Source organism: Micromonospora sp. NPDC007208, assembly GCF_042869175.1.
In the GTDB taxonomy this organism is placed as follows: Bacteria; Actinomycetota; Actinomycetes; order Mycobacteriales; family Micromonosporaceae; genus Micromonospora; species Micromonospora foliorum.
The window spans coordinates 94,232-119,284 of sequence record NZ_JBIAFG010000016.1 but is presented as its reverse complement, the minus strand read 5'-3'; the positions used below and the strand labels follow the sequence as shown (position 1 = coordinate 119,284).

The following is a 25,053-nucleotide window of genomic DNA, read 5'->3' as shown; positions in this document are numbered from 1 at the left end:
GCCGAACGATTCACTGCCGTGTCCGGTCTTGCCTGCGCGACGACCGGAGCTTCCGACGCTCACCGCAATCGGGCACGGTAACAGCGTTGTCCCTGCGCCATCAACCGGCGACGCGGCGGCGCCCTTGTCGGCATCAGCGAAAACCGCCCTCCGGCCTCGGGCGCGTCCCGTTGTCCCCTGCTCGGGGTGTTTGACGGTCATTGCCCCCCTGCGTAGGCTGGAACGGCTGCTTTCTCGCCCTCTGCTAGGGTGATGGGTGCTTGCTGTCCGCGGTCGCATCCCCGCACCGCCGAGGTCCCGCTCCGCCGGACAGCACCGATCGTGGGCCACCCTCGAGGTGGCCTGGACCACCACACGACCCCGGCGATCCCTTCGCGCGGGGCGCGTACGAAAACGGAGAGCCTGACGTGAGCAAGCGCACCTACCAGCCGAACAACCGCCGGCGCGCGAAGACCCACGGCTTCCGGCTGCGCATGCGCACCCGTGCCGGCCGTGCCATCCTGTCGAGCCGTCGCGCCAAGGGTCGCACCACCCTGTCGGCCTGAGCCGACCGGGCCGGTCCAGGGGACGTGGGCAGTCGTGCTGGCCGCCGCACAGCGACTGCGGCGCAGCACTGACTTCGCCGCAGCGGTTCGCGGTGGCCGACGCGCCGGACGTGGCGCCGTCGTGGTCCACCTGGCCATGCCGGTGACCGCCGACCCCAGCACACCGACCTCGCCGGAGCCGGTACGGGACAACAGTGCGGAGCAGTCGTCCGTGCCGTCCCGTGCCGGCTTCGTCGTGTCCAAGGCGGTCGGCAACGCGGTGACCCGTAACCGGGTCCGGCGCCGACTGCGGGCGCTGGTCCGGGAACGGCTGACGGCCCTGCCCGCCGGCAGCACCCTGGTCGTCCGGGCGCTCCCGGCCGCGGCGCAGGCGTCGTACCCTCGGCTCGCCACCGACCTGGACGCCGCCATCGCGGTCGCCAGATCCCCCCGCGAGCGGCGGTCCCGATGAGCGGCACCGAGCAGAGCAGCCCACGCCCCTCGACAACCGGTGCCAAGGTGCTGATCGCGCCCATCATCGCGTACCGTCGGTGGATAAGTCCGGCACTGCCGGCTCGCTGTCGGTTCTACCCGTCGTGCAGTGCGTACGCCCAGGAGGCGGTCGCTCGGCACGGCGCGCTCCGGGGAGCCGTGCTGGCGGTCCGGCGGTTGTTGCGCTGCCACCCCTTTCACCCTGGTGGATATGACCCGGTGCCGGAGCCGGGCGGCCGCCGCCGTGCTGATGTGACTGGAGCCCCGAATTGAGTCTGAGTCTCGACTGGATCTACTACGCGATTTCGTGGATCCTGCTGACCTGGCACTCTGCCTGGGACGCCATCGGGGTGCCCGTCGGCGCGGTGATCGGCACCAACTTCGCCTGGATCCTGTCCATCATCTTCCTGGTGGTCACCGTCCGGGTGATCCTGTTCCCGGTCTTCGTCAAGCAGATCAAGTCGCAGCGGGCGATGCAGGCGCTCCAGCCCAAGGTCAAGGAGCTTCAGGAGAAGCACAAGGGTGACCGGGAGACGCTCCAGAAAGAAATGATGGAGCTCTACAAGAAGGAGAAGGCCAACCCGCTGATGGGTTGCCTTCCGATGTTCCTTCAGATCCCGGTCTTCCTGGGTCTCTTCCACGTGCTGCGCCGGCTCGATCCGGACAAGCAGAACAAGACCCTCTACGGCTGGACCGTCGACCAGTTCCAGAGCGCCTCGCAGGCGAAGCTGTTCACCGCTCCGATCGCCGGCAAGTTCGGCTCCACGGCCGACGAGCTGGCCAGCCTCGGCGCCAACGGCAGCACCGTGAAGATCATTGCTGGTGTCCTGGTCCTGGTCATGATCGCGACCACCTACCTGACCAGCCGTCAGATGATCCTCAAGACCGGCTGGGCCGAGGACCCGCAGCAGCGGATGATCCAGCGACTGATGCTCTACGGCATCCCCGCCTCGCTTCTGATCTCCGGTGCGATCTTCCCGATCGGCGTCATCATCTACTGGGTCACCAACAACCTCTTCACCCTCGGCCAGCAGCAGTGGGTGCTGCGGAAGTTCCCGCCGCCGGTGACCGCCAAGAAGGCCGTCGCCCCCGCCGCTGCCCGCAACCCGGTGCAGCCCGCCAAGTCCGGTGGCCTGTTCGGTCACGGCAAGGCTGCCCCGCCGGCGCCGGTCAAGGCGACCGCCCCCAAGGTGGCCGGGCCGAAGCCGGGCGCCAAGCCGGTGAACAACCCGAAGAAGAGCCGCCCCGCCAAGCGGCAGGGCTGACCTGCGAGGGCCGCCGTCGGTGATCCGACGGCGGCCCGTTCCACACCGCGCAGCCGCCGTACGGCCGGCGCCGGGTGGAACCGACCGCGCACCGCGCGGCCACGGGCGACACTGCCCGTACAGACGTGCCCGTGGGCACCGGCGACCTCCCGCCGGCCCCGGGAAACCAGTCGGACCCGACGGTCCGGCCGAGCGAGTACGGAGATGAGACCGTGACCGAGACCAGCATCCCCCGCGCCGAGCAGTCCCTGGACGAGGAGGAGACCGCCACGCTCGCGGTGGACGGCGACGACACCGAAGCCGATGACACCGAGGCGGACGACGACACCGACACCGCCGCCGGCACCCGGGTGAAGAAGGCGGTGGGCGAGGGCGACCTGTTCCGGCAGAGCGAGATCGCCGCCGACTACGTCGAGGGCCTGCTCGACATCCTCGACTACGACGGCGACATCGACGAGCTGGTCGCCGCCGGTCGTCCGATGGTCGAGGTGGTCGGCGAGCGGCTGCAGAATCTGGTCGGTCAGCGCGGGGCCACCCTGGAGGCGCTCCAGGAGCTGACCCGCCTTGCCGTCTTCCGGCAGACCGGTACGCCGAGCCGTCTGCTGCTCGACGTCGGTGGCTACCGCGCGAACCGCCGCAAGGAACTCGCCGCGGTCGCCAAGAACGCCGTCGAGAAGGTCAAGGAGTACGGCGAGCCGGTCCGCCTGGAGGCGATGTCCGCGTTCGAGCGCAAGTGCGTGCACGACGTCGTCAACGCCATGTCCGGCGTGGCAAGCGAGTCCGAGGGTGTGGAGCCGAACCGGCGCATCGTCGTACGGCCGGCGGACTGACCGGGTGACCCACGACGACATCACGGCCGACGCCGTGTCCGGCCCGGGCGGCACGCCGCCCGGGCCGTCCGCTGTCCGCCCCGCCGCCGCCGACACCGATGCCGAACCGACCGGGCGCGACACCGCCCCGTCACCGGCCGACGCGGCGCTGCCGCCCGAGCTGGCTCCGGCCGCGCTGACGCTCTTCGGCGATCGTCTCGACCTCGCCGCCGCGTACGCCGAACTGCTGGCCACCGACGGGGTGGTCCGCGGCCTGATCGGCCCCCGGGAGGCACCCCGCATCTGGGACCGGCACCTGCTCAACTGCGCGGCGGTCGCCGAGCGGATCCCGTCCGGCGCCACGGTGCTCGACGTCGGATCCGGCGCCGGCCTGCCGGGTCTCGTCCTGGCCATCGCCCGCCCCGACCTCACGGTCACCCTGATCGAGCCACTCGCCCGACGGACCTCGTTCCTGATCGAGGTCGTCGAGCGACTCGGCCTGGCCAAGTCGGTACGGGTGTTCCGCGGCCGGGCCGACGAGGCCGCCAGCGGTTCGAGCGGCCGGGATCCGATCAGTGGAGACGTGGTGACCGCGCGCGCGGTCGCGCCCCTGGACCGGCTCGCGGGCTGGAGTCTTCCCCTGGCGGTTCGCGGTGGTCGGCTGCTGGCGCTCAAGGGCTCGTCCGCCGCGGCCGAGATCGAGGAGCACGCCGAGGTGGTGGCGCGACTCGGCGGCGGGGAGCCGACCGTGCAGCTCTGCGGCGTCGGGGTGATCGATCCGCCCACCACGGTCGTGGAGATCGTCCGCGAGCGGATGGTCGGCCCTGCCCGCCCGGCGGCCAAGAAACGCGCCCGGGGCGGACGCGCCCGCCGAGGGTGACACTTCGCGCCATCGGGCTTCCGGCCGGTGGGTTGCCTCGTTGTACCGGTACGGATGGACGAGGGGATGAGAACCCGACGTGGACCGGCCGCGCCCGTCCGCCGTAGGCTGACCGCGCGTCGATAGTGTGGAGCGGGTGACGGACGTCGCGGGTCTCCGACCGCTCCCGTGGGCCGTACGCTCCCGGTTGCGGGCGTGGATGCGGCCAAGTTGACCGGGGCGCGGACCGACCATCCGAAGCGGGCAGGGATGACAGGTGCATGACGACGGCAGGTACGACGATCCACGCGTGACCGGGTCGACCAGCGATCCCGTTTCACGTGAAACCGACTACCCGAGCTGGTCGCCCGGCGCGACCGGGTCACCGACCCGACCTACCGACAGCGATCCGCCAGCAGCGCTCGACCCCCCGTCGGGCTCGGTGCGGCCAGAGGGCTCGGCCATTCCGGAGCCGGCGAGTGTTCGCCGGACGTCGGAGGCGTCGGGCCGGCCGGTCAACGCCGCCGAGGTGCGGTCGACCTCGGGTCGCCGCAACACCGCCGCGGCGGTTCGCTTCGAGGCGGCCGTGCCGCACCAACCCACCGCGGCCGTCGTTCGGGACGCCGCGCCGGTGGTCGCCGACGCACCGGTCGCTTCGACCGAGTCGTTGGCTGCCGTGGCGGCCGACCCCACGTACGTTTCACGTGAAACCCCGACGCGCGAAGAGGATGACCCACCGTTGGCTATGGAGGCGATGCGCGCCGTGCAGATCCTGAATCCCAGTGGCGAGGTGACCATGCCTCGGCCGGACCGGACCCGGGTCATGTGCGTCGCCAACCAGAAGGGCGGCGTGGGTAAGACCACCACCACCGTCAACCTTGCGGTGGCGCTCGCCCTGCACGGCAACCGGGTGCTCGTGGTCGACCTCGACCCGCAGGGCAACGCCTCGACCGGGCTCAACGTCCCACACCACACCGGAATCCCCGACGTGTACGACTGCCTGATCAACAGCGTGCCGCTGGCCGAGGTAGCACAGGCGGTCGAGGGCATCCCCAACCTCTGGTGCGTACCCGCGACCATCGACCTGGCCGGCGCGGAGATCGAGCTGGTGTCGGTAGTGGCACGGGAGTCGCGCCTGGACCGGGCGATCGCCGCGTACCCGGGCGAGTTCGACTACGTCTTCATCGACTGCCCGCCCTCGCTCGGTCTGCTCACGGTCAACGCTCTGGTTGCCGCGCAGGAGGTGCTGATCCCGATCCAGTGCGAGTACTACGCGCTGGAGGGGCTCAACCAGCTGATCAACAACATCAACCTGGTACGCCAGCACCTCAACCCGAAGCTCGATGTCTCCACCATCCTGCTGACCATGTACGACCGTCGCACCCGGTTGGCCGACGCGGTCGAGCAGGACGTCCGGAACCACTTCGGCGACAAGGTTCTCCAGGCGGTCATCCCCCGCAACGTCCGGGTCTCCGAGGCGCCGAGCTACGGCCAGTCGGTGATGACCTACGATCCCGGTTCGCGGGGCGCCACGAGTTACTTCGAGGCCGCCCAGGAAATCGCCGAGCGGGGCGTCAAGGAGCCGGTGGGCCGGAATGCGTAGTGCGGACGAGTCGCTGGGAGGCGTGGCATGAAGAACCGTCCTCGGGGCGGCCTGGGTAGGGGCCTGGGGGCGCTGATCCCGACCGGGCCGGCGCCGGGTGCCGCTGGCACCGCGACGGCCGAGCCGGAAAACGAGTACGTGGAAGAGGCAGGCAGCGTCGCCGTCGCCACGGTGCCCGCTGGGGCGCCGGCCCACGAGCCGGAGCCCGTGCTCAGCCCGGTGCCCGGTGCTCGATTCGCCGAGATCCCGGTCGATGCGATCATGCCCAACCCGAAGCAGCCCCGCCAGGTCTTCGACGAGGAGGCACTGGAGGAGCTGAAGACCTCGATCCAGGAGGTCGGCTTCCTCCAGCCCATCGTCGTTCGGCAGCTCGACGACGAGAAGTACGAACTGGTGATGGGCGAGCGGCGCTGGCGGGCCGCCCAGGCGGTGGGCCGGGACAGCATCCCGGCGATCGTGCGGGACACCCGTGACGACGCCATGCTCCGCGACGCCCTGCTGGAGAACATCCACCGGGCCAACCTGAACCCGCTGGAAGAGGCCGCCGCCTACCAGCAACTGCTGGAGGAGTTCGGGGCCACCCACGAGGAGTTGGCCCGCCGGATCGGCCGGAGTCGCCCGCAGATCTCCAACACCATCCGACTGCTGAACCTGCCCGCACAGGTGCAGCGCCGAGTTGCCGCCGGCATCCTGTCCGCGGGGCACGCCCGCGCTCTGCTGAGCCTCGATGAGGCGGAGGCGCAGGAACAGCTGGCCCTGCGGATCGTGGCCGAGGGCCTGTCGGTTCGGGCGACCGAGGAGATCGTGGCCCTGGCACTGAACGATGGGCCGGCGAAGGGTCAGGCCGCGAAGCGCCGCCCGAAGGCGCACGCTCCGGCCCTGACCGATCTCGCCGATCGGCTGTCCGACCGGTTCGACACCCGGGTGAAGGTGGACATCGGCCGGAGCAAGGGCAAGATCACGATCGAGTTCGCGACGGTGGACGACCTTGAGCGGATCGTCGGGATCATCGGCGTACAGCAGGAGGAGAGCGGGGAGGACTGAACCCGCCCTCTCGCCGACGGCCGCGCTACCCACCGGGAGCGCGGCCGTTCCGCATCCCGGGGTCGTCGCGTTTCACGTGAAACAGCGGTCGGCCTGATGCCGGGATCGGCCTGCCCTGCGGACCGTCGTCGTCCTCGGCTCTTCCCGCCAACCCGGCGTCCCCTCTGACCGCAGGATGAGTGGGCGGGAGTGATGGGCGGATGGGGCGCGCTGGCTTGGAGGTTGCGAAGCACAAGCCGCAGCCGCAGCCGCAGCCGGCGGGTGGCGGGCGATCGGCGGAGGCGGCGGACGGACGCGGCGGTGGCGAGCGCGGACGTGGCGAGTGCCTTGCGGCCTCCGGCTGGCACCCCTGGACCGACGCCCCACCTACCGCGGCACCGAATCCACCGGCGCCCCGTCCGACGGGTCGAGGGCGCTGTACTTCCGGTAACCCGCCGCCGTCCGCTGCGGCGCCGACGACGTATGCCCGGCGGCCCACGGTCGCGGACGTGGTGGCGGGCGGCGAACGGGGTGGCGGGCGACGCGAAGCGGGCGCCGGGGTGGGTGCGGGTGGCGGGCGGATCCGCTAGACGCCTCGCAGAAGACTCCGGGATGGTCCACTCGACCGCAACCACCCCCTGCTCGGCCCGAAGCGTCAGCGAGCCACTGAGTGGCGTGTAACGACGCCTCCGCCGTCCCCCTCGGGCGGGCCGAAGCTCTCGGTCGCGGTCAGTCTGGTCGGAGCGTGCCTCACCGCGACTTTGGCGGGAGGTTAGCCGAGTCGACGACCCGCCGGCTCGGGCTCGCCGCCCTGCGCCGTTTCACGTGAAACCGCGATAGCGGCTCGGTCGGACCGGATCGAAACCCCTTGGGTTCGGAGTGGCGGTACAAGCGGAGTCGCCCCCGGCTCTCAGGCGCTAGACGCCGGTGCTCCGGCTCGAACTGCCCGTCCCGTCCACAGCCTCCGGCGTCCAGAGGTCCAGAGTCCGGGCGCAACGGGGCGCACGGGCGCACGGGCCGTGGGTCGGGCGGGTCCGCGTACGAGCGAGGCGGTCGTCCGCCCACGGATGCCAAACGAGCCAGCGGGCGGTGGGGGCAACGCGTCGGCGGCGGCATGCGGTGCCGATCGGAGTGCGCCCGTCCAATTCCGTCCCCCCGGGGCCGTCGACCCCGCCGATTTGGCGGTTCGCGGACAACGACCGACCGGCCGAAAAGTTATCCACACCGGTTGTCCACAGGCACCCCCCGTTTCACGTGAAACAGCGCGTGGGAGCGGGTGTGAGCCTGTGGATGACGGCCTGTGTTCAGGATCTCGGCAGCCTGTGGATATCGCCTCTCGCTGCCCGCGCGACCGCGCCGGCTCGGTCGACGACGGGCACCGATCCGGTGGCCCGCGACCGCTCAAACAGGTAGGGACAGCGGTGCCAGACTCGGTTAGGGTCAGCGTCGTGCACGACACCCCTCCCTCAGTCCCGGACTTCACCCAGTGGCCGTCATTTCCCTTCGAGGGTGACCTCCACGTGAAGCAACTCGATGATCCGGTCCCGGTCGAACCGCCCCGGAAGGGCGAGGGTCTCCGGGAATGCACCGCCTGCAACGCACCCGACGACGCCTACATCTGGGTGGGCGAGCGGTGGCGGGTCCGTGCCATGGACCGGCCCACCGGCCTGCCCATGGTGCTCATCCTGGAATCGCGGACTCACCTCGACCTCGGCGACCTGCCGAACCTGCTGGCTGCCGAACTGGGGGTGATGACCGTACGTCTGGAGCGAGCCATCCGGTCGCTCGACGGCGTGGCGCGGGTGCACGTCAACCGCTGGGGCGACGGCTCGGCTCATCTGCACATGTGGTTCCTCGCCCGTCCGTACGGCCGCCTTCAGTTGCGGGGCACGTTCCTGTCCCTGTGGGATTCGATCCTGCCGCCGATCTCCGAGGCGCAGTGGCGGGAAAATCTGGCACTGGTCGCTGCCTGGCTCGCCGAGTTCGGTGGCCGCCCGCTCGCCGAGCCGCCCCGCATCCAGTGGCAGGCGCCGTCCAGTCTGCTGGCCCAGTCCGCTGCCGCGGATGCCGCCGCCGCAGCGGAGGCTGCCTCAGCGGCAGCAGCCGGGGTGGAGGCGGTCTCGGTCATCGAGGCGGCAGAGGAGATCCCGGAGCCGGCGCTCGACTCCACTCCCGATCCGAACCACGCCGACACCACGCTCCCGGCCGAACCAGCCGCGGACCCGGACGCCGCTGCCGGCTCGACGGCGACCACCGTCACCGACCGGACAGCTGAACCCGCTCGGACGGCCACGGTCACCGGACCGGCGACCGAGCCCGCTCAGACGCCACCCGCCACCGACCTGTCCGGCACCCCGGCGTCCGGCACCCCGGCCTTCGACACCCCGGCCTCCACCGCCGCAGCACCCGGTCGCACAGCGTCCGGCATCGCCGCCAGGGTGGGCACGCCCGCCGAGGGACCCCACCTCGGCCCGGCGGAGACGCCCGGCGGCGGACCCCAGGCTGGCCCGGCGAAGGTCCCCACCGACGGGTCCCACGTCGATCCGGCGGGGACGCCTACCGACGGGTCCCACGGCGGCCCGGCGATCGGCACCGCCGACAAGGCTGTCTCGGGTCCCGCCAACCCGGCCGCGTACGACCCCACCGACGGGGACACCGCCGGGGAGGCCGTCACGAAGACCGTCCCCGAGGACGGCGTCCGGGGCACCAGCGCTCCGGGCACGGCCGCGCGCACCAACGGCAACGACGCACCCGACGTACGCGCGAGCCACTGATCTGGAACCGACCATGAGGTTGGCCCCGACCGGCCAACCTCATGGTCGACCGGGGGCGGGTGCGCTCGACCGAACGGGTTGCCGGGTAGGTAGGTCAGTGAGTGGTGAGGCGGGCCGCTGCTCGGGCGACCAGGGTGCCGAGGAGTCGGCCGAAGTCCAGGCCGGCCGCCTGTACGGCGAGCGGAAGCAGTGACGTCTCCGTCATGCCCGGCGAGACGTTGACCTCCAGCACGTGCGGCTGGCCGGCCGCGTCCACGATCACGTCGACGCGCGAGAGGTCCCGTAGACCGAGCGCGGTGTGTGCGGCGAGGGCCACGTCAGCGACCGTGGCAGCCACCTCGGGGTCCAGCCGGGCGGGGGCGTGCCAGGTGGTCCGCCCTGCGGTGTAGCGGGCGGCGTAGTCGTACACGCCGTTGCGCGGCACGATCTCCACCGGCGGTAGCGCCTGCGGGCCGTCGCCGAGGTCGACGACGGAGACCGCCACATCCATCCCCGGCACGTACCGCTCCACCAGCGCGGTGGAGTAGTACGCGAAGCAGCCGACCATCGCGGCGGGCAGCGCGGCGGCGTCCCGGACCACCGCTCCGCCCAGCCCGGAGCCGCCCTGCGCCGGCTTGACCATCAGGGGTACGCCCAGCCGGTCGACGATCCGGTCCAGGACGGCGACCGCGCCCAGCTCGGAGAAACGGTCGTGCGGGAGCGCCACCCAGTCCGGGGTGGGGATGCCGGCCTCGCGGAGCACCGCCTTGGCCGAGGGCTTGTCCCAGGCGACCCGGGAGGCCCGAGCGTCGCAGCCGACGTACGGGATGTCGCACAGATCCAGCACCCCGCGCAGTGAGCCGTCCTCGCCGGTCGCGCCGTGCAGTGCGATCACCACCGCGTCCGGTGGGTCGGCCGCGAGCGCCGGCAGCAGGGCCACGTCCGCGTCGCGCAGCTCGGCCTCCACCCCGACGGCGCGCAGCGCGTCGAGCACCCGACGACCGGAGCGCAGCGACACGTCCCGTTCGTAGGAGAGCCCACCGGCGAGCACCACGACGCGCAGGTCGGCCGAGATGGCGGAATCGGTCACGAGGAGGTGCTCGGCGGTCGTACCCATGCCGGCATCATGCCAAGTCGGGCCCGGGCACGTCGGAGCCGGCCCGGCCGCGTCGGCCGGCGGCGCCACCCACGGCGCCGAAGACCCGGCGCATGGCGATCTCCTGCTCCATGACCCCGGCCAGCCGGCGGACGCCCTCGCGGATCCGCTCCGGCGGCGGGAAGCTGAAGTTGAGCCGCATGGCGTCGGTGCCGGTGCCGTCGGCGTAGAACCCCGTGCCGGGAACGTAGGCGACCCGGGCGGCGACCGCGCGCGGCATCATGGCCTTCGAGTCCAGCCCGTCGGGCAGGCTGGCCCACACGAAGAGCCCGCCGGCCGGGGTGGTCCAGCTGGTGCCCTCGGGCATCAGGTCGGCCATCGCGTCGAGCAGGGCGTCCCGGCGTTCCCGGTAGACCTCGCGGTAGACCTTGAGCTGCTGCCGCCAGGGCATGGTGCTCAGATAGGTGGCCACCGCGGCCTGGGCGAAACCGCTGGGGCAGAGGATCTGCGCCTCGCTGGCGATGACCAGTTTGTCGCGGACCGCGTGCGGCGCCAGGATCCAGCCGACCCGCAGCCCGGGGGCGAAGGTCTTGGAGAACGTGCTGAGGTAGAAGACGCCATCGCGGCGGCGGGCCCGCAAGGGGGCCGGGGCCTCACCCTCGAACCCCAGTTGACCGTACGGGTCGTCCTCGACGACCAGCAGGCCGGCGCGCTCGCAGATGTCGAGCACCCGCTCCCGGCGCTCCTCGCTGAGCGTCACGCCGGTCGGGTTCTGGTAGGTGGGGATCGTGTAGAGGAACTTGACCCGCCGGCCCGCGCGGGCCAGGTCGGCGATGGCCGTCTCCAGCGCCTCCGGGATCAGCCCGTCCGCATCCATCGGTACGTGGACGACCTGCGCCTGGGCGGCCTGAAACACGCCGAGCGCACCGACGTACGTCGGCCCCTCGGCGAGCACCACGTCACCCGGGTCGAGGAAGAGTCGAGCCACCAGGTCCAGGGCCTGCTGCCCGCCCACGGTGACCACGACGTCCTCCGGGGAGGCCCCGCACGCGGCGTCGATCCCGGAGAGCGACATCACCTCGCAGATCCGCTCGCGCAGTTCGAGGGTGCCCTGGCCGATGCCGTACTGGAGGGTGGTCACGCCGTGCTCGGAACCGAGCCGGCCGAGCATCTCGCCGACCGCGTCCAGCGGGAGCGCGGCGATGTACGGTGCGCCGCCGGCGAGCGAGACGACCTCCGGGCGACTGGCCACCGCGAACAATGCTCGGATCTCGGAGGCGGTCATCCCGCGTACCCGCCGGGCGTACCGGTCGGTGTAGTCGTCGAGTGTCGTGCCGGTCATGACCTCACCTCGATCGCTGCTCGGGTGGCTCCCGCCCCGGGTACCCCGCACACCGCTGACCATGGCGGCGGGCACACCGATTGTCGATCCTAGTCCGCCACAGTCGTGCTGCCGCGGGGCCGAGGCAGATCGACCACATGGCGGACCGTCCTCGGCGTCCCCCACTGCGGTGAGCATTCGCGCGTCCCCTCCCGTATCGCCGATCGGCGGCGTACGATCGCTCGTCGGGGGCAGGAAGGCGGCGCTGTCGTTCCATGCCGGTCTCACCACCGAGCCTATTGTGGGGATGCGCCATATGTCGCGACGTCTGGTCAGCCTGACCCTCGACACGTTGGAAGACCTCCCGCGCCCGTGCCGGCAGTGCGTCTACTGGGAGCTCGATCCAGTCTCCGCGGACCGGGCCTGTGCCGCTGGCGACCCAGGCCTGGAGAAGGAGGCGTGGGTCTCCCAGACCCTGCTGGAGTGGGGCTCCTGCGGCAAACTCGCGTACGTCGACGGAATGCCGGCCGGCTTCGTGATGTACGCCCCGCCCGCCTACGTGCCCCGTTCGATGGCGTTCCCGACCTCACCGGTCTCTGCGGACGCGGCACTGCTGATGACCGCCAACGTGGTCGCCGCGTTCTCCGGCGGCGGGTTGGGCCGGATGCTGGTGCAGGGTGTCGCCCGGGATCTGACCAAGCGCGGGATCAAGGCCATCGAGGCGTTCGGCGACGCCAAGTTCGGCGACGCGGACGACCCGGCCGGCGGTTGCGTGGCCCCGGTCGACTTCTTCCTCTCCGTGGGCTTCAAGACCGTACGTCCGCACCCGCGTTTCCCCCGGTTGCGCCTTGAGCTGCGGACGGCGCTGAGCTGGAAGTCCGACGTCGAGTACGCGCTGGAGAAGCTGCTCGGGTCGATGAGCCCGGAGACCCTGCTTCGGCCGGTCCGTCCCGCCCCGGCCACCCGCTCCACCAACGGCTGACGCCCAGCGGCGGATCAGTCGACCACCGTGCCGGCGGCCACCACGGCACGCAGTTCGCTGACGTCGAGCGACCCGGTCGGGACGTCCCGTTCGATCGGGTAGTACATCCGCTGCACCGCGGCCACGAGCGCCTCCACCACCCGGTCCCGGAACCGGGGGTCGACAAGGTGGGCGCGGTCCGTCGGCGAGGTGAGGTAGCCGACCTCGACCCGGACGGCGGGCATCCGGGTCAGTCGCAGCAGCTCCCATGTCTTGGCGTGGGTACGGCAGTCCCGCAGCCCGGTGCGGGCGACGATCTCCCGCTGCACCAGCCCGGCCAGGCGTTCACCGGTCGCCGAGGTCACCCCGTTGTCGGTGCCGTAGTGGTAGGTCGCGACGCCCTCCGCATCCGGGTTGGCGTGGCCGTCCAGGTGCAGCGAGATGAACACGTCGGCGCCGAGCGAGTTGGCGAGCAGGGCCCGGTCGGTGTCCGGCAGGCAACTGTCGGGCGACGGGCCCCGGGTCAGTTGCACCCGCACCCCGGTGGCGGCGAGTCGCCCCTCCAGTCGGCTGGCCAGGTCGTGCACCAGGTCCGCCTCCGTCCAGCGCAGCGAGCCGTCGGGCACCACCATCCCGGGGTCGGTGCCCCCGTGCCCCGGGTCGATGACGACCGTCTTGCCGACCAGCGCCGGCCCGGACTGCCGGATCGCGTCGGATTCACGGAGCCACTGCGGGCGGCCGCCGACCACCTTGCGACCGATCCGGCGGAGCGCGTTCATGGTGTGTGGGCCGCAGGAGCCGTCCGGGGTGAGCCCGACCTCGCGCTGGAACTGGGCCAACGCCCGGGACGTCCGGACACCGTAGATGGCGTCCGCGCGGCCCACGTCGTACCCCATCTCCAGCAGTCGCTCCTGCAGCGACCGGACGTCCTCGCCGGTGAGCGGCTCGGGGACCGCGTGGTAGAGGGTGCGGGCACCGAGCCGCCAGCGGGCGGCGTCCAGGGCGCGCCAGGTCTCGGCTCCGACCCGGCCGTCCACGCTGAGCCCCCGTGACTGCTGGAACGCGCGGACCGCCCGCTCGGTGTCCAGGTCGAACTCGTCGGTCTGCGGGCCGGCGGCGGCGAGCAGCTCAAGGCCGGTCAGGATGGTACGGATCTCCGTGACCGCGGGTCCCTGGTCACCGGGTCGGATCGGACGCACGCACGACCCCCTCTGCACGACGCTGGCTGGCCGGGCGGCCCAGGCTTGAGGCTATGCGCTCCGGGGCGGCGAGGTGGCTCGGCCGGGAAAAACGCGGCCGGGAAGACACCGAACCCCGCACCCGACGAGCGGGTACGGGGTTCGGTTGATGTTTCTGCTGGTCAGAGGGCCGACTCGATGAGCCGGACCAGCTCGCCCTTCGGCTTGGCACCGGCGATCGACTGCACCGGCTGACCGTTCTTGAAGACGGTGAGCGTCGGCACCGACATCACCCGGTAGGCCCGGGCGGTCTCCGGGTTCTCGTCGATGTTGAGCTTGACGATGCTGACCCGGTCGCCCATCTCGCCGGCGATCTCCTCGAGCAGTGGCGACACCTTGCGGCACGGCCCGCACCACTCGGCCCAGAAGTCCACCAGCACCGGCCTGTCGGCCTGCAGTACGTCAGCGACGAAGCTCTTGTCGGTGACCGCCTTGGTATTTCCCACTATGCCCCTCCTCCGGGATGTGTTTCCTTGCTTCAGCTGAGCGTCGCGATGAACCGTTCGGCGTCGAGCGCTGCGGCACAGCCGGTGCCGGCCGCGGTGATCGCCTGACGGTAGGTGTGGTCGACCAGGTCACCGGCGGCGAAGACGCCGGGCACGTTGGTGCGGGTGCTGGGGGCGTCGACCTTGACGTAGCCCTCGTCGTCCATCTCGACCTGGCCCCGGAACAGCTCGCTGCGAGGGTCGTGACCGATGGCGACGAAGACGCCTGTCACGTCCATCACCTTGGTCTCGCCGGTGTGCACGTTCCGGACGCGTACGCCGGTGACCTTGCCGTCGTCGCCGAGGATCTCCTCGACGGCGCTGTTCCACTCGACCTTGATCTTCTCGTTGCTCAGCGCCCGCTCAGCCATGATCTTGCTGGCCCGGAACGAGTCGCGGCGGTGGATGATGGTGACCGACTCGGCGAAGCGGGTGAGGAAGCTGGCCTCCTCCATCGCCGAGTCGCCGCCGCCGACGACCACGATGTGCTGGTTGCGGAAGAAGAAGCCGTCGCAGGTGGCACACGAGGAGACGCCGTGGCCCAGGAATTCCTGCTCACCGGGCACGCCCAGCGGACGCCAGGCCGAACCGGTGGAGAGGATGACGGATCGCGCCCGGTAGGCGGTCTCGCCGACCCAGACGGTGCTCACCGCGCCGGAGCCGGCGTCGCCGGTGTCCACCAGCTCGACCCGGGTCACGTCGTCGGTGAGGAACTCGGCGCCGAACCGCTCGGCCTGCTTGCGCATGTTGTCCATCAGCTCGGGGCCGAGGATGCCGTCGGCGAAGCCGGGGAAGTTTTCCACCTCGGTCGTGGTCATCAGCGCGCCGCCGGACTGCACGCCCTCAATGATCAGCGGCTTCAGGTTGGCGCGTGCGGCGTAGACCGCCGCGGTGTAGCCGGCCGGCCCGGAGCCGATGATGATCAGGTTGCGGACCTCGTCCACTGCCGTCTCCCGAGTTGTGTGTGTTCGGCGTCGGCGCGAGCACCGATGCTGATCCGAGTTGCCGACGCCTGGGTGGGGCCGGCAGCTGACTTCCAGAACGTCATCGTACGAACCGGGGATTCCCGAGCCGGGCATCCGGTGGGTCAGGTCACGTGGGCGGTCATCGTGCCCTTGACCGTGGATTCACCCTACCCGCGCCGAATACCGGCTGTCCGAGCCGGACCCAGGCACTCCGCACTCCGGGCCGCTCACCCAGGCCCACCGGGCTCCGGTCGCATCGGTGAAGTGGATGACCAGCGCCTGATCGCCCTGGAACCGCGCGTAGTCGACCACCTCGACCACCAGTGGGGCCGATCCGTGCTCTGCCGCGATGCTGGCCAGACAGGTGGTCAGCGCGGCCTCGTCGGTCAGCCGGGCCAGCTGGTCCGACCCGTCGGGAGAGGGACGGCGTCCGCCCTCGGCATCCACCTCCGGCTGCTCGCCCGGAGTGTTGCCGGTGGCCCGGCTGGCAGCCGGTGCGCTCGGCACGTTCGTGTCGTAGGCGTTGCCGAGGGTCTGCGGGGTGTAGTTCGTACCACTGCGCAGTCCCGGCCCGGTGGTGCGGACCGTTCCGGCCCCCGCGGCGCCCTCGGGCGCGCTGGCCGGCTGGTTCATGGCGTTGGTGCCGCCGGAGTCGTCCGACGTGCGTATCGACAGCTGGTTGAGGCCCAGTGCGACGGCGATCACGGCGATCGCGGCGGCGGCCACGGGTGCGCCACGGCGGGCCCAGCCGCGCCGGCGGCGGCCCGGGCCGGTGGACGCCTGGCGCCCCGACCCGACGGGCGTGCGGACAGGCGGCCGGCGATCGGCACCGCCCTGCGCCGGTACGACCACCGGCGTCACCGCGTCGCCGTCCGGATCGGCGGCGGATGCCCCCTCGATCGAGGTGTCGTTCGTCGTCTCCACCGAGGCCAGCGCGGCCAGGAGGCGGTCGGTGATCGCCGACGGCATCTCCGGGGACGGCTCGGCCCAGCGGGTCAGGTCCGTCCGGACCTCGGCCAGGGCGGGGGCCAGCAGCGCGTACGCCTCGGCCCAGGACGGGTCCGCGGAGACCAGTTGGGCTACCTCGTCCTGCTGCGGGGTGCCGTCCAACGCCCCGCCGAGGTAGTCAGCGAGGAGGTCGGCGTCGACCTCCCGGAACCCCTCGGTCGTCACGTGTCCTCCTGGTTGGCGTCCCGCCGATACCGGCCTGACCCCGATCCGACGCCCTCCACCGGGCCGGGGTTCCCCGGCGTGACGCCCGGCACGCCCGTGATCGGGGCGGCCGGGTCCGGTCGGGCCGAAGGCGTCGCGACGGCGGTGGGGCGGAGGTGCCCGAGCAGCACGGCCAGCCGCGCCCGGCCCCGGGCACAGCGGCTCTTCACCGTTCCCTCGGCAACGCCGAGGATGCGGGCCACCTCGGCGACCGGATAGCCCTGTACGTCGACCAGCACCAGCGCGGCACGTTGCTCGAGGGGCAGCGCGGCGAGCGCCTCGCGGACCACCAGCACGGTGTCGTGGTCCGCTGTCGGTGCCGCCGGCTCCAGCCCGCCGGTGCCGTCCTCGGCCCGGTTGCCGTCCGGCAGCGGCACAGTGGGGTGTGCCTGCCGGCGCCGGATCCGGTCCAGGCAGGCGTTGACGACGATCCGGTGCAGCCAGGTGGTGACGGCGGAGTCGCCGCGGAACCGGGCCGCCGCTCGATGCGCCGACAGCAGGGCGTCCTGGAGTGCGTCGGCCGCCTCCTCGCGATCGCCGAGCGTCCGCAGGGCCACCGCCCACAACCGGTCACGGTGCCGGTGGAACAGCTCGGCGAAGGCGTCCCGGTCTCCGGCGACGTGCGCGCGCAGCAGCTCCAGGTCACGTGCGGCGGCACGCCCGTCCATCACCGCGTCCAGTGAGTGCGGTGCCCGGATCGTGGTGCCCGGCTCACGACCCCTGGACCGTAATCTCCTGCACCCCCAGCTTGAACCCACCCTCGGCCGGAGCCAACTCGGTGATCCAGAACAGCAGGTACTGGTATTTCTGGTCGGCGTCGAAGCCGTTGAACGTCATGGTGGTGCCGTCGTGGTCCTCGAACGGCTGGCCGATGGCGGTCTTGTAGCTCGCGACCAACTGCTTGTCACCGTTGGAGCTGGACGGCGGGTTGGTCGTGCCGGCGAACAGTTGGGCGGACGCGTTGGTGGCCGACAGCACTGCCTGCACCGACTTGACGGTGTGCGGCTCGCCGAGGTCGATCCAGACGCCCATGCCCTTCTTCAGGTTGCCGAAGTTGGGCCGGTCCCGGTAGGTCTCGGTCTCCCAGCCCTTGTCCTCGTCACCGTCGATGACCTTCTCGGCGCCGTCGACCTCGCTGCGGTTCTTGCTGTCCGGGTCGATGATCCGGACGTCCTTCACGGTCAGCTTGCGCGCCGTCGCGGCGGCCGGGGTGGCGTCACCGGCCGGCGCACTGGAGGTCGGCGCGGCGACCGGGTTGGACTGCGGGTCCTTGTCGTCGCCGCCCAGCGCGACGATCCCGATCAGGAGACCGACCAGGGCGACGGCCAGCAGACCGGCGATGCCGACGGCGACCTTGCGACCGCCGGCCGCGGCCAGTGGCGACGGCTCTTCCCCGGTGTCGGCGGCGAACCGCAGCGGCCCGGTGTTGTCGAGGTAGTGCTCCTCCTCGGCCGGCACGTCCAGTCGCGCCAACTCGGCGGCGAGCACGTCGGACGACGGCGGCGCGATCTCGGCGTCGAGGAGGTCCATGGTCAGGTCGTCCAGGTACGCGGGAACGCCCGCGCGGACCTGGCGCGGTGCAGCGATGGCACCCGCAGCGTCCCGGACAGCGTCCGGAATGGCGGCGCGGCCGTGGCCGGCGGTGGCGCCGCGCAACGGTGCCTCGGCGTGCGGCCAGGAGCCGGTCAGTGCGAAGTAGAGGACCCCGCCGACCGCCCGGATGTCGTTCTCCTGGCTGTCGGCGCCGTCGGTGCGGGCGTCGGCCAGGACCACTCGGCCCTCGTCACTGATCATGACGGTGCCGGGGTGGACGTTGCCGTGCACCATGCCGGTGGCGTGCACCGCGGCGAGCGCGCTCGCGACGGCGTTGCCGATGGCGGTGGCCCGAGCCGGGTCCAGGGGGCCGTCGGTCGCCAGGTCCCGCAGGGACTGCCCGTCGACCCACTCGCGCACCACGTACGCCCGGTCGGCCTCGTCGATCGCGTCGTAGACGCCGACCAGGTTGGGGTGGATGACCCGGCTGGCCGCGACGGCGGCCTGAAGCATCTCGGTGGCGGAGTCGCCACCCGGGTAACGCAGCACCACGGCGACGGGACGGCGCAGGATGACGTCGACCCCGCGCCAGACCAGCCGACCCGCACTGTCGTTGTTGATGTGCTCAACCAGTTCGTACCGCTCGGCGAGGACTTCACCGGCCGTGGGAGCACCGAAGGTCATGACCGGAGGAGCGCTTTCGTCCGCCTCCTGACCCTCGCCGACCTGGGTCACCCGTCCTCCCTCGGTGATCGTGTCGATCGATGAACCCGAACTGCTGGGCATGTGGCTTCCCGCTCTGCCGTTGAAGGAACCGGCCGACCGGTGTCGACGCCCAGCGTCGGCCCCTGCCGTACCCGTCGAGAGCGACCTTACCCGGGTTGCCCGTCTCTCCGACATGTCATCTTCCCGCCGTACCTGGCGGGGTTCCGGCAGTCGGCGAACTCGTCCGGTTACGACCGTTGTCAGCCACGTTGCTGGCACATGTACTAGCTAATCTACGGCTTCACCGCAAGTGACCGACGCCGGGGCTGGGCTGGCGTGGCGCTCGCGCTGCCCCGTACGTTCCCACCGATCGGGTTGCCACCCTCAGCCGTACGGTTGGTTATCCACAAGCTGAAGGGGTGGTTGACCCGCGAATCGCGGAGTTATCCACAGGTGCATCCCCAGCCTGGTGATCCGTGGTCACGGTCCGTATCAGTGCGAACTTGTTGTAATCAGGTGCGGACGTTCAGCGACCGAGACGGCGGCGAACCATTCCGACCACCTCGGTGATCTCGCCGATCTTCAGCAGCATGGCCAGACCCAGGTAGGTCCCGCCGATCACCACGCCGCCGATCACGAGCTGCACGACGGCCTGCATCCAACTTGGCCTGTCGCCGCCGGGCAGAAGACTCACGACGAGGAGGCCGACCAGGGCGGCCCCCAACGCGGCGACCGCCACCCGGCCGAGCGTGCGCAGGATGGCACCCATCCCGATCCGGCCCACGCGGGGCCGCAGCAGCCACGCGGAGGCGAAGGCGGCCGCCAGGTAGGACACGGCGTTGCCGATCATCATCCCGGCCGCGGCGAAGTGGGCGGCGAAGGCGACGTAGAGCACCACCTGTACGCCGATCCGCAGGGCGACCACCGGGATGTTGATCAGGGCCGGGGTGCGGGTGTCCGGCAGGGCGTAGAAGGCGAAGGTGAAGAGCTGGCTGATCGCGAACGGCACCAGTGCCAGCGCCGCCAGGAGCAGCACCAGCGAGGTGTCCGCCGCGTTCTCGTCGGTGAACGCGCCGTAGCGGAACAGCGTCACGGCCAGCGGAGTCGCCAGTACCGCGTAGCAGACCGCGATCGGGGCGAGCACCGCCGAGACGGTGCGCGTGCCCCGGGACAGGTCGGCGGCGACGTCGGAGTACCGGCCGTCGGCGGCGGCCGCGCTCATCCGGGGCATCAGCGCGGTGATGATCGACACGGCGATGATGCCGTGCGCCATCATCAGCAGCAGGAACACGTTGTTGTAGATCAGTGGACCGGCAGCGTTCTCCCTGCCTGCCCGGTTCAGCAGGTTGAACAGCACGATCAGGCCGACCTGGCTCACCGCGACGTAGCAGAACATCCAGCCGCCGAGACGCCCCAGCTCCTTGAGCCCGAGGGTCCGGAAGTCGAACCGGAACTTCCACCGGAAGCCCACCTTGCGCAACGCCGGCAGGAGGCCAGCGGCCTGGATCGCGACGCCGAGCAGGGTCCCGCCACCGATCAGCAGAATCCGGCCGGGGGTCATGTCGTCCGGCTTGACGATCTCCGCGCCGAAGATCGCGATGTACAGGCCCGCGGTGGCGATCACCACGATGTTGTTGAGGATGGGCGCCCACATCGGCGCGGCGAAGTGCCCCCGGGTGTTGAGCACCGCGCTGATCAGCGCGCTGAGACCGGTGAAGAAGATCATCGGCAACATCAGGTACGACAGTGCCTTGACCAGGCCCCGGAATTCTTCTCCGGTGTCTTCGCCAGCGTAGAGCTTGGTCAGCAGACCGGCCGACAGCACGGCCAGCAGGGCCGCTCCCGCCAGGGTCAGCACCGCGAGGGTCAGCAGCCGCTGGGCGTACGCCTGGCCGCCGTCGGTGTCGACCCTGCGCCGACGGACCAGCACCGGGATCAACACGCTGGTGAGGATGCCGCCGAGCAGGAACTCGTAGACCATGCCGGGCAGGATCTGCGCGGTGGTGTACGCGTCACCCACCAGCGCCCCACCCAGCGCGGCGGTCAACGCCAACGTGCGTAGGAAGCCAGTACCCCGGCTGACCAGGCTGCCGATCGCCATCACCGCGCTGTTGGCCGCCGCGCTCGCCTCACCCACCTGCTCCTGCGGTGGCGCGGTCGACTCCATGGCCGGCTGGTTCAGCGGCTCGGCGGAGATGAACGTGGCGCCGTCCCCGGGACGGGCGCCGGCGCCGCCATCGTTCGCGGCGTTGGCGCTGCGGTAGAGCCCGCCGCTCATCTCCAGCCTCCCAGGGGTACGTCGAGCCGGACACCGACCCGCACGCCACAGACCATAGTCAACCCCCACCCGTTACCCGCGCCCGGCGGATCGGATCACACCCCGGCCCGATAAGCTGGCGATCCCATGTCCGAAGCCTCCGCTCCTCACGCCGCCGACCGCCGCGAACTCACCGCCGCGCAGCGCAACGCCGTCGCCGAACTGCTCCGGGTGTCCCCGGTCGCCGACGAGTTGGGCCGCCGCTTCGTCCGCGCCGGTCACGAGTTGCACCTGGTGGGCGGTTCGGTGCGGGATGCCCTGCTCGGTCGACTCGGCGACGACCTCGACTTCTGCACCGACGCGCACCCCGACGAGACCCTGCGGATCATCAAGGGCTGGGCCGAGTCGATCTGGGAGACCGGTCGGGAGTTCGGCACCATCGGCGCGCAGCGCGACGGCCTCCGACTGGAGATCACCACCTTCCGCGCCGAGTCGTACGACCAGGTCAGCCGCAACCCGGTGGTGGTGTACGGCACAAGCCTCGACGAGGACCTGAAGCGGCGCGACTTCACGATCAACGCGATGGCGGTCAGCCTGCCCGACCACCGGTTCACCGACCCGCACGGCGGGCTGGACGACATCTCGGCCAAGGTGATCCGTACCCCGAGCACGCCGGCTGAGTCGTTCGGCGACGACCCGCTGCGGATGCTGCGGGCCGCCCGGTTCGCCGCGCAGCTACGGTTCGCCGTGCACCCCGACGTGCACGTGGCGATGACCGAGATGGCCGCCGACCTGGACCGGATCACCGCCGAGCGGATCCGCGACGAGTTCACCAAGCTCCTCTGCGGCGCCGACCCGATCACCGGCCTGCGGTTGTTGGTCGACACCGGGCTGGCCGAGCGGTTCCTGCCGGAGCTGACCGGGCTGAAGCTGGAGATCGACGAGCACGCCCAGCACAAGGACGTCTACGAGCACACGTTGACGGTCGTCGAGAACGCCGTCTCCTACGAGGATGAGGGCTGCGACTTCATCCTGCGGATGGCCGCCCTCCTGCACGACGCGGGCAAGCCGGCGACGAAGGCGGTCGGGTCCGACGGTCGGGTCAGCTTCCACCACCACGAGGTGGTCGGTGCCCGACTGACCAAGGCCCGGATGAAGGCGATGCGGTACCCGAAGGAGGTCACCGCGAAGGTGACCGCGCTGGTCGCGCTGCACCTGCGCTTCTACGGGTACGGGCGGGGTGAGTGGACCGACTCGGCGGTGCGGCGTTACGTCGCCGATGCCGGTGACCTGCTGCCCCGCCTGCACAAGTTGACCCGCTCGGACTGCACGACCCGCAACCGGCGCAAGGCCGCCCAGCTCGCGGCCGACTACGACGCGTTGGAGGATCGGATCGCCCGGATCGCGGCCGAGGAGGACCTGGCGCGCGTTCGACCCGACCTGGACGGCAACGCGATCATGGAGTTGCTCGGCGTACCGCCGGGGCCGGTGGTCGGGCGGGCGTGGAAGCACCTCAAGGAGCAGCGCCTCGAGCACGGCCCGCTGGACCGCGACGCCGCCGAGGCGGAACTGCTGCGCTGGGCCCGCGCCGAGGGCCTCATCGGTTAGTCACGCCGGCCGGGCGCGAGTTGATCGACTCGGTTTTGGTGATGTCGCGGGGTCCTCGCAGTTCGGATGCCCCGACTTCAAGGAACCCGAGCGGATCTGCGAGCCGGGACGTTTCGACGGGCGCCACCCCACCGGAGAGCGGCGCCCGTCGGCGTACGGAGTCAGCGGCTTTCGACGGCCTTCCCGTCGACGGACGCAGTGCCCTTGCCGGCCGGAGTGGACGTCGAGCCGAGCCGCGCCAGCAGCCCGGGCAGGTCGATCCCGGTGAGGTCGCTGCCGAGCTGGAGGCCCTGGGCCACGTTGCCGGCCACCGACTTGGTGAGCGACGACGCGCCGTCGGTGGAGATGACCGTCATCTTGTCGATCGCCCCGATCGGCGCACTGGCCGCCTCGACGACCTGCGGCAGCACCTTGACCAGCAGGTCCAGCACGGCCGCCTCGCCGTACGCGGCGAACGCCTCGGCCTTGCGGGCCATCGCGTCCGCCTCGGCCTCACCCTTCGCCAGAATGGCCGCGGCCTCGGCCTGACCTTCCCGCTCGACCGCCTCGGCGATGGCGGAGCGCCGCCGCTGCTCGGCTTCACCTTCCTTGGCGCCCTCGATAGCGTTCGCCTCGGCGAGTGCGGCGCGTCGGGCCCGCTCACCCTCACCGGTGAGGCGGGCCTGCTCGGCGGAGGCCTGCGCGGCGGCGATGACGGCCTGGCGCTGCGCGTCGGCGTGCAGCACCGCCGCGTTGCGGGCCGCCTCGGCCTCCTGCTCCACCTTGTACCGGGCCGCGTCGGCCGGCTTGCGAACCTCGGTGTCGAGTTGGCGCTGCTTGAGTTCGGCGTTGCGCTCGGCAACCTTCTGCTGCTCGGAGAGGATCGCCTGGTCCCGCTCGGCCTGGGCGAGTGGTCCGGCCGCTGCGGACTTCGCCTTCGCCGCGTCGATCTCGGCCTGGATACCGGCCTGCTTGAGGGCCAGGTTGCGGTTCGCCTCGGCGATGGCCTCCTCGGCGAGCAGCCGCTCCTGCTCGGCCTGCTGCCGGGCCCGCGCCTCGGCGATCGCCGCGTCCTTGAGCACCCGGGCGGCCTCGGGTCGGCCCAGGTCCTGCAGGTAGGAGCCTTCGGCGAGGATGTCCTGGAGCTGGAAGGTGTCCAGCACCAGACCCTGGTTGGTCATCGAGTGCTCGGCCTCCTCCGCGACCGCGCTGGCGAACGCCGCCCGGTCCCGGATGACCTCCTCCACGGTGAGCCGGCCGACGATCGAGCGCAGCGCGCCGGCCAGCACCTCCCGGGTGAAGTTGTCGATCTCGTCCTGCTGGTGCAGGAACCGTTGCGCGGCAGCCCGGATCGCGTCCTCGGTGCCGCCGACCTTGACGATCGCCACCCCGTGCAGGTCGGCGCGGATGCCCTGCTTGCTCACGGCGCCCCGGATGCCGACGTCGATCCGCCGGCTGGACAGGTCGAGCGACTGGAGCTTCTGCACCACCGGCAGCACGAACACCGAGGCGCCCAGCACGACCTTCTGCCCGGAGTTGTCGGTGGATCGCCCACCGTCGGCGGTCTGCGTGGTGCGGCCCTTGCGACCGGTGACGATGAACGCCTCGTTCGGGCCCGCCACCTTGATCCGGGAGAGCACGAAGAGCACCAGGATGAGCGCGAGGAGGACCGCGCCACCGATGGCGATGAGTAGGGCCATATAAGGAGTCCCGTCTACGAGGGGGAGGTCAGTAGGTCTCTACGTGCACGCTGGTCTCGCTGAGCGCCTGCACGACGAAGACCTGGGCGCCGATCGGGATCGGCTGGTCCGCGCGGGCGCTGAGCTTGACCGGTTGGCCGGCGAGGCGGATGCGGACCTCGCCGTACCCGTTGGCCGGCACCGGGGTGACGACCAGGCCGAGCGCGCCGACCAGATCGTCACGGGTGGGGGTGGGGTCGGTGCGCATGTTCCGCGCCGCCCGGCTCAGCCGGGACGCCAACCACCCCGTGGGCACGGCCGCGAGCACACCGCCGGCCACCGACCCGACGACCATGCCAGGTGTACGCGCACCGAGCAGTTCGTTGACGATGGCCGCGCCGAACCCGAACGCCCCGGCGAAGCCGGCGACCGTCTCGATCGAGATCGGCCCGTCCACGTCGGCGTGCCCGAAGTGGAGCATCTCGGTGCCGAGCAGGGCGAGCGCGAGCACACCGATGCCCGCCCCGCCGATGATCAGAAAGATGAGCGTCCCCGTTGCCACGACCAGCACGGTATCGACGTACCGCAACGTTTCGGTGGCGTGGTTCTGTCGCCGAACCGACGACGACACGGGGGCGTATCGACCGAAAAGCCGAGGCGCGCGCGGCCGGTGATCGTCCATCATG

At 71.3% G+C, this 25,053-nt stretch carries 21 protein-coding genes and 1 pseudogene; 11 read left to right on the top strand and 11 right to left on the bottom strand.

The window, feature by feature from the left end; all coding sequences use genetic code 11:
* Window positions 1-407 precede the first annotated feature (407 nt).
* The 9 genes and pseudogenes from rpmH to ACFYL6_RS26525 form a co-directional block, all read left to right on the top strand.
* Window positions 408-545 carry a 50S ribosomal protein L34 gene (gene rpmH, locus ACFYL6_RS26565; protein WP_007453904.1) on the top strand — a complete coding sequence of 46 codons (138 nt, stop codon included), beginning with the start codon at window positions 408-410 and terminating at the stop codon, window positions 543-545.
* Window positions 546-579: 34 nt separating this feature from the next.
* The gene (gene rnpA / locus ACFYL6_RS26560; RefSeq protein WP_387175246.1) at window positions 580-996 is read left to right on the top strand and encodes a ribonuclease P protein component; all 417 of its coding nucleotides are present in this window, start codon (window positions 580-582) and stop codon (window positions 994-996) included.
* On the top strand, window positions 993-1,289 hold the full coding sequence (gene yidD / locus ACFYL6_RS26555; protein WP_238660497.1) for a membrane protein insertion efficiency factor YidD: 297 nt from the start codon (window positions 993-995) through the stop codon (window positions 1,287-1,289). Before rnpA ends, yidD begins: the two co-directional genes overlap by 4 nt.
* A gap of 2 nt (window positions 1,290-1,291) precedes the next feature.
* Window positions 1,292-2,281, top strand: coding sequence for a membrane protein insertase YidC (gene yidC / locus ACFYL6_RS26550; protein WP_387175365.1), 990 nt, complete (start codon window positions 1,292-1,294; stop codon window positions 2,279-2,281).
* Between the two features lie 212 nt (window positions 2,282-2,493).
* Complete coding sequence (locus tag ACFYL6_RS26545; RefSeq protein WP_091397533.1) at window positions 2,494-3,111, top strand: R3H domain-containing nucleic acid-binding protein; 618 nt, start codon at window positions 2,494-2,496, stop codon at window positions 3,109-3,111.
* 4 nt (window positions 3,112-3,115) lie between these two features.
* Entirely contained in the window at window positions 3,116-3,970 is an 855-nt protein-coding gene (gene rsmG / locus ACFYL6_RS26540; protein WP_387175243.1) for a 16S rRNA (guanine(527)-N(7))-methyltransferase RsmG, read from the top strand.
* A gap of 256 nt (window positions 3,971-4,226) precedes the next feature.
* A complete protein-coding gene (locus tag ACFYL6_RS26535) occupies window positions 4,227-5,552 on the top strand; it encodes an AAA family ATPase (RefSeq protein ID WP_387175242.1) in 1,326 nt (441 codons plus the stop codon).
* 27 nt (window positions 5,553-5,579) lie between these two features.
* Entirely contained in the window at window positions 5,580-6,596 is a 1,017-nt protein-coding gene (locus tag ACFYL6_RS26530; RefSeq protein ID WP_387175240.1) for a ParB/RepB/Spo0J family partition protein, read from the top strand.
* A 1,652-nt stretch (window positions 6,597-8,248) separates the two neighbouring features.
* Window positions 8,249-8,618, top strand: a pseudogene (locus tag ACFYL6_RS26525) (hypothetical protein); the annotation flags it as partial.
* An 825-nt stretch (window positions 8,619-9,443) separates the two neighbouring features.
* Here ACFYL6_RS26525 and ACFYL6_RS26520 read toward each other — a convergent pair.
* A complete protein-coding gene (locus ACFYL6_RS26520) occupies window positions 9,444-10,445 on the bottom strand; it encodes a D-alanine--D-alanine ligase (RefSeq protein ID WP_387175238.1) in 1,002 nt (333 codons plus the stop codon).
* Window positions 10,446-10,452: 7 nt separating this feature from the next.
* Entirely contained in the window at window positions 10,453-11,766 is a 1,314-nt protein-coding gene (locus tag ACFYL6_RS26515) for a PLP-dependent aminotransferase family protein (protein ID WP_238681542.1), read from the bottom strand.
* Between the two features lie 295 nt (window positions 11,767-12,061).
* Here ACFYL6_RS26515 and ACFYL6_RS26510 point away from each other — a divergent pair, with 295 nt between their 5' ends.
* Complete coding sequence (locus ACFYL6_RS26510; RefSeq protein WP_091396576.1) at window positions 12,062-12,727, top strand: GNAT family N-acetyltransferase; 666 nt, start codon at window positions 12,062-12,064, stop codon at window positions 12,725-12,727.
* A 14-nt stretch (window positions 12,728-12,741) separates the two neighbouring features.
* Here ACFYL6_RS26510 and ACFYL6_RS26505 read toward each other — a convergent pair whose 3' ends face one another.
* The 7 genes from ACFYL6_RS26505 to murJ all read right to left on the bottom strand — a co-directional run bounded on the left by ACFYL6_RS26505 (window position 12,742) and on the right by murJ (window position 21,122).
* The gene (locus tag ACFYL6_RS26505; protein WP_387175235.1) at window positions 12,742-13,905 is read right to left on the bottom strand and encodes an N-acetylmuramoyl-L-alanine amidase; all 1,164 of its coding nucleotides are present in this window, start codon (window positions 13,903-13,905) and stop codon (window positions 12,742-12,744) included.
* Between the two features lie 161 nt (window positions 13,906-14,066).
* On the bottom strand, window positions 14,067-14,390 hold the full coding sequence (trxA, locus tag ACFYL6_RS26500) for a thioredoxin (RefSeq protein WP_387175234.1): 324 nt from the start codon (window positions 14,388-14,390) through the stop codon (window positions 14,067-14,069).
* 32 nt (window positions 14,391-14,422) lie between these two features.
* Window positions 14,423-15,373 (bottom strand): thioredoxin-disulfide reductase, encoded by a 951-nt coding sequence (trxB, locus tag ACFYL6_RS26495; protein WP_387175232.1) that lies wholly within the window; start codon window positions 15,371-15,373, stop codon window positions 14,423-14,425.
* A gap of 183 nt (window positions 15,374-15,556) precedes the next feature.
* Complete coding sequence (locus ACFYL6_RS26490) at window positions 15,557-16,567, bottom strand: hypothetical protein (protein ID WP_387175230.1); 1,011 nt, start codon at window positions 16,565-16,567, stop codon at window positions 15,557-15,559.
* Complete coding sequence (gene sigM, locus ACFYL6_RS26485; protein WP_387175228.1) at window positions 16,564-17,274, bottom strand: RNA polymerase sigma factor SigM; 711 nt, start codon at window positions 17,272-17,274, stop codon at window positions 16,564-16,566. The genes ACFYL6_RS26490 and sigM overlap by 4 nt, the downstream gene beginning before the upstream one ends.
* Window positions 17,275-17,317: 43 nt before the next feature.
* Entirely contained in the window at window positions 17,318-18,925 is a 1,608-nt protein-coding gene (locus ACFYL6_RS26480) for a protein kinase family protein (protein WP_387175226.1), read from the bottom strand.
* 445 nt (window positions 18,926-19,370) lie between these two features.
* The gene (gene murJ, locus ACFYL6_RS26475) at window positions 19,371-21,122 is read right to left on the bottom strand and encodes a murein biosynthesis integral membrane protein MurJ (protein WP_387175224.1); all 1,752 of its coding nucleotides are present in this window, start codon (window positions 21,120-21,122) and stop codon (window positions 19,371-19,373) included.
* Between the two features lie 126 nt (window positions 21,123-21,248).
* Between murJ and ACFYL6_RS26470 the strand changes: the two genes are divergently transcribed.
* On the top strand, window positions 21,249-22,709 hold the full coding sequence (locus ACFYL6_RS26470) for a CCA tRNA nucleotidyltransferase (protein WP_387175222.1): 1,461 nt from the start codon (window positions 21,249-21,251) through the stop codon (window positions 22,707-22,709).
* Window positions 22,710-22,870: 161 nt separating this feature from the next.
* Here ACFYL6_RS26470 and ACFYL6_RS26465 read toward each other — a convergent pair whose 3' ends face one another.
* Window positions 22,871-24,388 (bottom strand): flotillin family protein, encoded by a 1,518-nt coding sequence (locus ACFYL6_RS26465; protein ID WP_387175220.1) that lies wholly within the window; start codon window positions 24,386-24,388, stop codon window positions 22,871-22,873.
* 28 nt (window positions 24,389-24,416) lie between these two features.
* A complete protein-coding gene (locus ACFYL6_RS26460; RefSeq protein ID WP_387175218.1) occupies window positions 24,417-24,938 on the bottom strand; it encodes a hypothetical protein in 522 nt (173 codons plus the stop codon).
* Window positions 24,939-25,053 lie beyond the last annotated feature (115 nt).

Bases quoted from the DNA above. Each gene is read 5' to 3' on its own strand.
- yidD (WP_238660497.1), top strand. From the start codon at position 993: ATGAGCGGCACCGAGCAGAGCAGCCCACGCCCCTCGACAACCGGTGCC.
- ACFYL6_RS26530 (WP_387175240.1), top strand. From the start codon at position 5,580: ATGAAGAACCGTCCTCGGGGCGGCCTGGGTAGGGGCCTGGGGGCGCTG.
- ACFYL6_RS26520 (WP_387175238.1), bottom strand. From the start codon at position 10,445: ATGGGTACGACCGCCGAGCACCTCCTCGTGACCGATTCCGCCATCTCG.
- ACFYL6_RS26515 (WP_238681542.1), bottom strand. From the start codon at position 11,766: ATGACCGGCACGACACTCGACGACTACACCGACCGGTACGCCCGGCGG.
- ACFYL6_RS26510 (WP_091396576.1), top strand. From the start codon at position 12,062: ATGTCGCGACGTCTGGTCAGCCTGACCCTCGACACGTTGGAAGACCTC.
- sigM (WP_387175228.1), bottom strand. From the start codon at position 17,274: ATGGACGGGCGTGCCGCCGCACGTGACCTGGAGCTGCTGCGCGCGCAC.
- ACFYL6_RS26480 (WP_387175226.1), bottom strand. From the start codon at position 18,925: ATGCCCAGCAGTTCGGGTTCATCGATCGACACGATCACCGAGGGAGGA.
- murJ (WP_387175224.1), bottom strand. From the start codon at position 21,122: ATGAGCGGCGGGCTCTACCGCAGCGCCAACGCCGCGAACGATGGCGGC.
- ACFYL6_RS26470 (WP_387175222.1), top strand. From the start codon at position 21,249: ATGTCCGAAGCCTCCGCTCCTCACGCCGCCGACCGCCGCGAACTCACC.
- ACFYL6_RS26465 (WP_387175220.1), bottom strand. From the start codon at position 24,388: ATGGCCCTACTCATCGCCATCGGTGGCGCGGTCCTCCTCGCGCTCATC.